Here is a 7932-nt window from a genome sequence, read left to right as displayed (position 1 = left end):
TCGACCCCGGCCCGGCTGCCGACGCCGACCTCGCCGAGCTCGCGGACGCGGGCGCGCCCGTGGTCCTCGACGTGCCGTGGCGGCACGACGAGGCGGTCCGTCGGGTGGCCCCGCGGATCCACCGCCTCGCCGCCCCCGGCGCCCTGTTCGAGGCGCGCGCCACGGTCGCGGACTCCGCCGACCTCGCCGAGGCGGCCCGCGCGCTGGCCCTCACGGCGCAGGCGCTCGTCGGCTCGCCGCTGGCGCACCTGGTGCCGCTCGCGGAGACGCCGGACCACCTCATGCTCACCGGCCCGACCGCATCCGGCGTCCACGTGATCGTGAGCGCGGTCGTCACCGCGCACGCCCACGCGTGCGCGACCTTCCGGCTCGTGGTCGGCGACCGCGCCGCGCACGTATCCCTCCCCGCGCCGGGCACGGCAGCACCCGGGCGCGCGAGCGTCACGGACGCCGCCGGCCGCGAGGACCTCCCCGTCGTCTTCGAGTCCGGCCACCGCACCGCGATGCGCCTCGCGCGAGACGCCGCCCACGGCCGCGACGTGCCCGACGACGTCGCCGACCTCCGCTCCCTCCTCGCCGCCGCGCCCGCGCTCGCTGCCGACGCGCGCCCCTAGACCCAGCCCCTTCCCTTCCACCACACACAGCACCACCGGACAACGGAGTCAGAAATGCCACAGCAGTCATCCAGCGCCTTCGGCAACGGCCTCACCCGACGATCCCTCCTGAGCGCGGGGGTCGGCGCCGCGGCGGTCGGCCTCCTCGCCGCCTGCAGCGGCGGCGGAGGTGGCGCGTCAGGCGCCGCCGCACCCCTCAAGTTCTGGAACATGCCCTGGGGCGCACCCGCGTTCCTCACCGAGGACAAGGCCATCTCCGCGGCGTACAAGCCCGCGAGCGGCATGGGCGGGGTCAGCTACCAGCAGGTCCAGTGGGCCAACTTCACGCAGACCTTCTCGACCGCGGTCGCCGCGAACAACGGTCCCGCCGTCAGCTCCGGAGGCGGGACGACGGCGTTCCTGTTCGAGTCGCAGGGCAAGATCGCGTACGCCGACGACCTCATCGAGACGTGGAAGGGCAACGGGATCTACGACGACTTCCTCCCGGGCCTCGTCGACACCCTGAAGACGGCCAACGGATACGCGGCCGTCCCGTACAACCTCGACATGCGCATGTACTGGTACCGCAAGGACCTCCTCGAGGAGGCCGGCGCCGAGCCGCCCACCGACTGGGACTCCTACGAGGCCATGTGCGCCGCGCTCAAGAAGAACGGCGTCTACGGCTACGGCACCCGCTCGGGCGCCGGCGCCTTCACCGGCTTCCACCAGATCGTCGCCCACATGATCAACAACGGCGGCGGCCTCTTCGACCCCGACCAGAACCCGGATGTGGTCACGGACGCCAACATCGAGGCGGTCGAGTGGGTGCTCGGGATGGTGAAGAACGGCTACGTGGACCCCCGCAGCGCCACCTACACGTCCGACAACGCGTACCAGCAGATGGACGCCGGCACCTTCGGCGCCCTCTGGGACGGCGCGGGCGCCACGGCGAACGTGAGTCCCGAGACGGCGGCGCAGATGGTGGTGGGCGACCCGCTCGTCGGCCCCAGCGGCGAGAAGGGCGCGCTCTACTTCCCGAACAACATCATGATGTACAAGTCGACGCCCAGCCAGGAGAACAGCGAGGCGTTCCTCACGTACTACTACCAGAACATGAAGTCGCTCTGGACGAAGCAGACCGGCATCGGCCTGCCGCCGCTCAAGTCCATCGCCGACGAGGCCTACGCCGACGACCCGAACACCACGAAGATCCTCAACGACTGGCAGCCCATCTCGAAGACCTGGGGCGCCCCCGGCTCGAACACGGTCTTCCAGAACGTGACCAAGGTCGACGGCACGCAGCCGACGATCTCGTTCGCGCAGGCGGTCCTCGGCGGCACGGTCACGGCTCGCGAGTCCCTCGAGACGCTGCAGAAGGAGCTGGAGGCCGGCGCGTGATCCGCGTCGTCCCGGCGGCCCTGACGTGGACGGGGTGAGCTGATGGCGGTGGACACCCGCGTCGCCGACAAGATCGGCCTGGCCCGCCGCGGCGTCGGCGTGGCCGGCCCGGGTCGGCCGCCCGGCGCGTCGCGGAAGGGCCGCGGGAAGACCCCGCTCGGCCGGGCGGGGAAGACGCTGGCGCTGTTCGCGCTGCCGTCCCTCCTCCTGCTCGTGCTGCTCAACGTCTACCCGGTCGTGTACTCGTTCCTGCAGTCGCTGCAGCAGGGCACGCCGTCGACGCTGCCGTGGGAGACCCCGTTCGTCGGCTTCCAGAACTACGCGAGCGTGCTCACCTCGGAGTCGTTCCGCAACGCGACCACGTTCACGATCGTGTTCACGGTCGTGGGCGTGTTCGGCTCCTGGCTCGTGGGGCTGGGGCTGGCGCTGCTGCTGCGCACTCGGATCCCCGGCAACGGGTTCTTCAAGGTGCTGCTGCTCCTGCCGTGGATCGTCCCGGTGGTCGTCTCGGCGACCTCGTGGAACTGGCTGGTGGCGACGCCGCAGAGCCCGGTGCCGATCATCCTGGAGACGCTCGGGTTCCCCGACGCGAACTTCCTCGGTGATCCCGTCCTGGCGCAGGTCGTGGTCTGCGTCTTCAAGGTGTGGATCAGCTTCCCGTTCATGCTGATGATGATGTCCTCGGCGCTCGCGTCGGTGGACACCAACGTCTACGAGGCGGCGAAGATGGACGGCGCGAGCGCGTGGCAGGCGTTCCGCGGCGTGACCCTCCCGATCATCTCCCGCACCACGTACATCAGCTGGGTGCTGATGACGATCTTCTGCGTCAACGACTTCCCGACGATCTTCCTGCTCACGCAGGGCGGTCCCGTGAACGCGACGACGTCGCTGATCGTGCTGGCGTACCAGCAGGCGTTCCAGAACCTGCAGACCGGCCCGGCGACCGCGGTGGCCTTCATGATGACGGCCGTGCTCGTCATCGTGTCGACGCTGCTGTACCGGCAGATCAAGAAGGCGGACATCGAATGAGCCAGGCACTCGCCGTCGGCGGCGCCACCTCGGCGACCGTCGGGGACGTCAAGCGCACCTCCGCGAAGCAGCGCGAGCAGAAGGGCCAGTGGTGGCGCTTCCTGTTCATCGCGATCATCACGCTCGTGGTGATCACGCCCATCCTCGCGGTGCTGTTCCTCTCCACCCAGCCCGGGCAGAACTCGACGGCCACCGGCTTCACGCTCGAGAACTTCGAGCGCGTCCTCGGCGGCACCGATGTGATGATCTGGCTCGGCAACAGCCTGGTCGTCGCGCTGGTGACCGTGTTCGTGTCGGTCGTGATCGCGGCGCCGGCCGGATACGTGCTCAGCCGCTCGCGGTCGAAGCTCGTCTCCGGGTACTCGCTCGTGCTGTTCGTGGTGCAGGCCCTGCCGGTGGTGACCGCGGCGATCCCGCTGTTCATCACGTTCTCGGCGCTCGGGCTCATCAACACGCTGCAGGGCGTGGCGATCATCTACATCGGCTCGACCATGTCGGTCGCGATCTGGATGATGGCGGCGTACATCGACTCCATCCCGATCACCCTCGAGGAGGCGGCCTGGATGGACGGCGCGAGCGTGTTCAGCGGCTTCATCCACGTGGTGCTGCGCAACTCCCTGCCGGGCATCCTCTCGACCGCGATCTTCTCGTTCCTGCTGGCCTGGAACGACTACCTGATCGCGCTCCTGTTCCTGCAGGACTTCACGAAGTACACCCTCCCCATCGGCCTCAACACGTTCTTCCAGCAGAACGCGGCCGACTGGGGCTCGGTGATGGCGGTCGCGGTCATCATGATGCTGCCGCCCGTGCTGATCTTCGCCCTGCTGAACAAGTACTTCAGCGTCGGCGGGATCGGCGGGTCGCTCGCCGGGAGGTGATGCGGCCGGGACGCGGGTGATCCTGCGCCCCAGACGAGAGCCCGCCCCCGTGATCCATGTGGATCGCGGGGGCGGGCTCTCGTCGTACGGCGTGCTGCGGCTATTCCGCGCCGCCCCGCTCCTCGTACGCCGCCCGCTGCTCCTGCACCTCGCGGATCCGCGCGATGTCGAACTTGGGCCGGCGGTGGAAGTCGTAGATGCCGTTCTCCTCCTGGAACGTGTCGGTCAGCTGCGTGAAGCAGTAGCCGAACATCAGCGGATCCTCGAGCAGCACCTCGGTGAGGCCGCGGAACCGGGCGTGCCACTCCTCGACGGTGGCGACGCGCTCGCCGTAGCCCCAGGACACCGCGCGCTCGGGGTCGCCCGCGTCGGCCTGGGGCGCGTCGAGCTGGGCCGGGTTCCACCAGATGCCGCCGTACTCGGAGACGAAGAACGGCTGGCCGGCGTAGGGCAGGGAGATCGCGCGGCCGTCGAGGTCGTTGACGAACGGGCGGCCCTCGGCGAGGCCGGACTGCTCGCGGCGGAAGGCGTCCGGGTCCTGCTCGTAGGAGTGCGAGTCGTAGACGTCGGCGGCGCGCACGCGGTGGGAGTAGCCGGAGGCGTCGAGGACGGGACGCGACGGATCCGCGGCCTTCGTCGCCTGGTACATGCCGGCGGTCACGTCGTCGAGCTGCGTGATGCGGTCGTGGATCGCCTGGTACGTCTCGTTCAGCGGGCACCAGCCGACGATCGACGGGTGCGAGCGGTCGCGCCGCACCGCCTCGATCCACTGGGTGATGAACGACGCCGTCGGCTGCTGCGCGTCCGGGCCGGTGCCGCCGCCCGCGCCCCAGTCGCCGAACTCGCCCCAGACGAGGTAGCCGAGCCGGTCGGCGTGGAAGAGGAACCGCTCCTCGAACACCTTCTGGTGCAGGCGCGCGCCGTTGAAGCCCGCGGCCATCGACAGCTCGATGTCGCGGACGAGCGCGGCGTCGTCGGGCGAGGTCATGAGCGTGTCGGGCCAGTAGCCCTGGTCGAGCACGAGCCGCTGGAAGACGCGGCGGCCGTTGAGGAGCACGTCGCGGCCGTCGATCGCGATGGAGCGGAGGCCGCCGTAGGAGGCGACCTCGTCGACGACGCGGGCATCGTCGCCCGAGCCGTCGACCAGGCGCAGCGTGATGTCGTACAGGTGCGGGTCCTCCGGCGACCAGAGGCGCACTCGGGTCTCGGGGATGCGGAGGGTGACGCGCGCGCCGAGGTCGCCCGCGGGGATCCGCGACCGCGTGATCTCGCCGTCGGCGTCCGCCAGCACGGCCTCGAACGCGAGGCCGGCCACGCGGTGCGAGAGCTCGGGCGTGACGCTGAAGGAGGAGTCGGCCCGCTGCGGCTCGACGTGCACCGAGCGGATGTGCGCCTCCGGCACGGGCTCCAGCCACACCGTCTGCCAGATCCCGGTGGTGCGCGTGTAGAAGCAGGCCGTGTTCTCGAACCAGGTGGCCTGCTTGCCGCGGGCCTGCGGCTCGTCGCGGGTGTCGCGGGCGCGGACCACGATGGTCAGCTCCTCCTCGTCGGCGCGCACGCCGAGGTCGGCGGTGAAGGACGTGAATCCGCCGCGGTGCCGGGCGACCTCCTCGCCGTTCGCCCACACGGTCGCGTCGTGGTCGACGGCGCCGAAGTGGAGGAGGACGCGGCGGCCGCTCCAGCCCGCGGGGATCCGCACGGTGCGGCGGTACCAGACCGCCGTGAGGAAGTCGACGTCGCCGATGCCCGACGCGGTGGACTCCGGCGCGAACGGCACGAGGATCTCCTCCGCGAGGTCCCGCTCGAGGAGCCCGCGCTCGAGCCCGCTGTCGCCGCGGTCGCGCTCGAACTGCCACGGGCCGTTGAGGTTCAGCCAGTCGGGGCGCGTGGACTGCGGGCGCGGGTGCTCGGGCTTGGGGATGGCGGGGGTGCCGGGGGTCGCGGTGCTGTCGGTCACGATCGGGGAGCCTCCTGGTCGGGGGTCGGGCGGTCGGTCGGTGGTGCGCGGCGCGGCGGTCGCGCGGAGGGCCGGGGTCAGCCCTCGTCGAGGTGCACGGGCTCACCCGTGTGGTAGTCGACGAGCGCGCCGGGCGATCCCAGCACGGGCCGGTCGAAGCGGCCCGTGAGGTACATGGGCGTCACGAGGTACGACTCGCGCGCCCGCTCCGGCCGTGCCCAGCGCACGCCGTTCGCGATCACGCGCTGCACGTCCGGGTGGTGGTAGACGGGGTAGACCTCGTCTCCCGGGCTGAAGTAGAAGACGCGCCCGTAGCCGCGCCGGTAGGTGATCCCGCTGCGGAACACCTCGCCGCCGGAGAAGCTGCTGATGAAGACCAGTTCGTCGGGCTCGGGGATGTCGAAGAACTCGCCGTACATCTCCTGGCCCGGGATCTGGATCGGCTGCGACACGCCCTCGGTGATGGGGTGCCGCGGAGCCACCGTCCACACGAGCTCGCTGTCGCCGTCGTTGCGCCAGCGCAGGCTGCAGGTGGTGCCCATCAGGCGGCGGAAGATCTTGGAGTGGTGCCCGGAGTGCAGCACGATGATGCCCATCCCCTCGAGCACGTGGCGCTGGATCCGGTCCACGACCTCGTCCGCCACCTCCTCGTGCGCGGTGTGGCCCCACCAGAGCAGCACGTCCGTCTGCGCGAGGAGCTCCTCGGTCATGCCGTGCTCGGGGTCGTCGAGGACGCGCGTCGTGACGTCGGCGTCGGCGCCGAGGAGGGCGCGGATCCCGCCGGCGATGGTGCTGTGCATGCCGTCCGGGTAGATGCCCGCGACGACCGGGTTCACCTTCTCGTGCCTGTTCTCGCCCCACACGACGACGCGGATCGGGGCGGTGCTGGTGTCGGTCATCGGGTCCCTCCCGGGGTGGTGGCGGCCGGGTCGGATCCCCAGGCCGGGGTGCGGATGCCGTCGGCCGCGCTCGTCCAGGAGCGCAGGCGCTCGGCGACGTCGGGGCTCCGCTCGTCGGCGATGGCCTGGGCGAGCGCGTCCTCCAGCAGGTCGGCGATGACGACGCGCTCGCCGCCCCGCTCGCTGCTGCGGATCGCACCCTCCACCATGGCGAGGCTGAGCACGTTGTGCCGCACCTCGCTCTGCGGGGTGGTGCCGGCGCGGAGGGATCCGACGAACTCCTCGAGCGAGGCGGCGATGCCCTCGGGGTGCTCGGGCACGGCGAACCGGGCGCCCGGCACGTCGAGGTCGACGACGTCGTCTCCGTCCCAGTGCGCGGCGCCGTGCTCGCCGTACGCGCGCCAGTCGGCGTTCCACGACGTGGGCATGCCGCGCGCGCAGCGGCTGCCGACGTACGCGAAGCGCGCGCCGGACGCGAGCTCGAAGTCGGCGGTCGCGGCCGCGTCGCCCGCGAACCAGCTCCACGGCGGGTTCCACGAGCTGCAGCGCACGGCCACCGGATCCTCGCCCGTCGCGTAGCGGAGCTGGTCGAAGTGGTGGATGGACATGTCGACGAGCAGCGGGTGCGCCATCTGCTCGCGGAAGCCGGGCTCGTGGTCCTCGTGCAGGAACTGCGCGTGCACGACCGCGAGCGGCCCGACCTGCGCGACGGCCTCCCGGAACGCCGTCAGGTGGGTGAAGTACCGGCGCGACTGGCTGACCATCAGCAGGCCGCCGGTGATGTCGGCGAGCGCGACCTGGCGGAGCGCCTCGGCGACGGTCGGCGCGAGCGGCTTCTCGCACAGCACGGGGAGGCCCGCGCGGAGCGCCTGCTCGTTCACGACGCGGTGCGCTTGCGGCACGGTCACGTTCACCACGGCCCGGGCGCCGGATCGCGCGGCCACCTCGGCGACGGACGCGCCCACGGCGATCCCCTCGAGACCGGCGGCGCGCACGGCCGACTCCGCGAGCGGCACGTCGAGGTCGACGACGCCCACGGGCGCGGCGTGCGGGGAGTCGGCGAGCATGCGGATCCACGCGCCGCCCATCGCGCCCGCGCCCACCACGACGACCGGCAGGCGGGCGGGGTCGACGGGCCCGGTGGGCCCGGCGGCAGGGTGCTCTCGGAGCTCGGTCAT

At 71.5% G+C, this 7932-nt stretch carries 7 protein-coding genes; 4 read left to right on the top strand and 3 right to left on the bottom strand.

All coding sequences use genetic code 11. The features are described 5' to 3' along the window. From DZG00_RS01425 to DZG00_RS01410, 4 genes are all read left to right on the top strand, one after another. The coding region (locus tag DZG00_RS01425) for a hypothetical protein (protein WP_119455323.1) at positions 1 to 614 on the top strand (614 nt) is incomplete at its 5' end. 54 nt (positions 615 to 668) lie between these two features. Beyond that, the gene (locus DZG00_RS01420) at positions 669 to 1991 is read left to right on the top strand and encodes an ABC transporter substrate-binding protein (RefSeq protein WP_119381495.1); all 1323 of its coding nucleotides are present in this window, start codon (positions 669 to 671) and stop codon (positions 1989 to 1991) included. Positions 1992 to 2033: 42 nt separating this feature from the next. Then, on the top strand, positions 2034 to 3020 hold the full coding sequence (locus DZG00_RS01415) for a carbohydrate ABC transporter permease (RefSeq protein ID WP_119381496.1): 987 nt from the start codon (positions 2034 to 2036) through the stop codon (positions 3018 to 3020). Next, positions 3017 to 3898: a carbohydrate ABC transporter permease gene (locus DZG00_RS01410; protein WP_119381497.1), complete on the top strand. Its 882-nt coding sequence runs from the start codon at positions 3017 to 3019 to the stop codon at positions 3896 to 3898. Before DZG00_RS01415 ends, DZG00_RS01410 begins: the two co-directional genes overlap by 4 nt. Positions 3899 to 3998: 100 nt before the next feature. Here the strand turns inward: DZG00_RS01410 and DZG00_RS01405 are convergent, their stop codons facing one another. From DZG00_RS01405 to DZG00_RS01395, 3 genes are all read right to left on the bottom strand, one after another. Further along, positions 3999 to 5855, bottom strand: a complete 1857-nt coding sequence (locus tag DZG00_RS01405) for a glycoside hydrolase family 2 protein (RefSeq protein WP_119381498.1) — start codon at positions 5853 to 5855, stop codon at positions 3999 to 4001. A 77-nt stretch (positions 5856 to 5932) separates the two neighbouring features. Continuing rightward, positions 5933 to 6754 (bottom strand): ThuA domain-containing protein, encoded by an 822-nt coding sequence (locus DZG00_RS01400; RefSeq protein WP_119381499.1) that lies wholly within the window; start codon positions 6752 to 6754, stop codon positions 5933 to 5935. Then, a complete protein-coding gene (locus DZG00_RS01395; RefSeq protein WP_119381504.1) occupies positions 6751 to 7932 on the bottom strand; it encodes a Gfo/Idh/MocA family protein in 1182 nt (393 codons plus the stop codon). The genes DZG00_RS01400 and DZG00_RS01395 overlap by 4 nt, the downstream gene beginning before the upstream one ends.

Origin of the sequence: Clavibacter lycopersici (genome assembly GCF_003576405.1) — a bacterium.
GTDB lineage: Bacteria > Actinomycetota > Actinomycetes > Actinomycetales > Microbacteriaceae > Clavibacter > Clavibacter lycopersici.
Note: the sequence above shows the minus strand (reverse complement) of the source record. Positions and strands in the feature narration are given on the sequence as shown.

Bases quoted from the DNA above. Each gene is read 5' to 3' on its own strand.
- DZG00_RS01420 (WP_119381495.1), top strand. From the start codon at position 669: ATGCCACAGCAGTCATCCAGCGCCTTCGGCAACGGCCTCACCCGACGA.
- DZG00_RS01400 (WP_119381499.1), bottom strand. From the start codon at position 6,754: ATGACCGACACCAGCACCGCCCCGATCCGCGTCGTCGTGTGGGGCGAG.
- DZG00_RS01395 (WP_119381504.1), bottom strand. From the start codon at position 7,932: ATGACCGAGCTCCGAGAGCACCCTGCCGCCGGGCCCACCGGGCCCGTC.
- DZG00_RS01410 (WP_119381497.1), top strand. From the start codon at position 3,017: ATGAGCCAGGCACTCGCCGTCGGCGGCGCCACCTCGGCGACCGTCGGG.
- DZG00_RS01415 (WP_119381496.1), top strand. From the start codon at position 2,034: ATGGCGGTGGACACCCGCGTCGCCGACAAGATCGGCCTGGCCCGCCGC.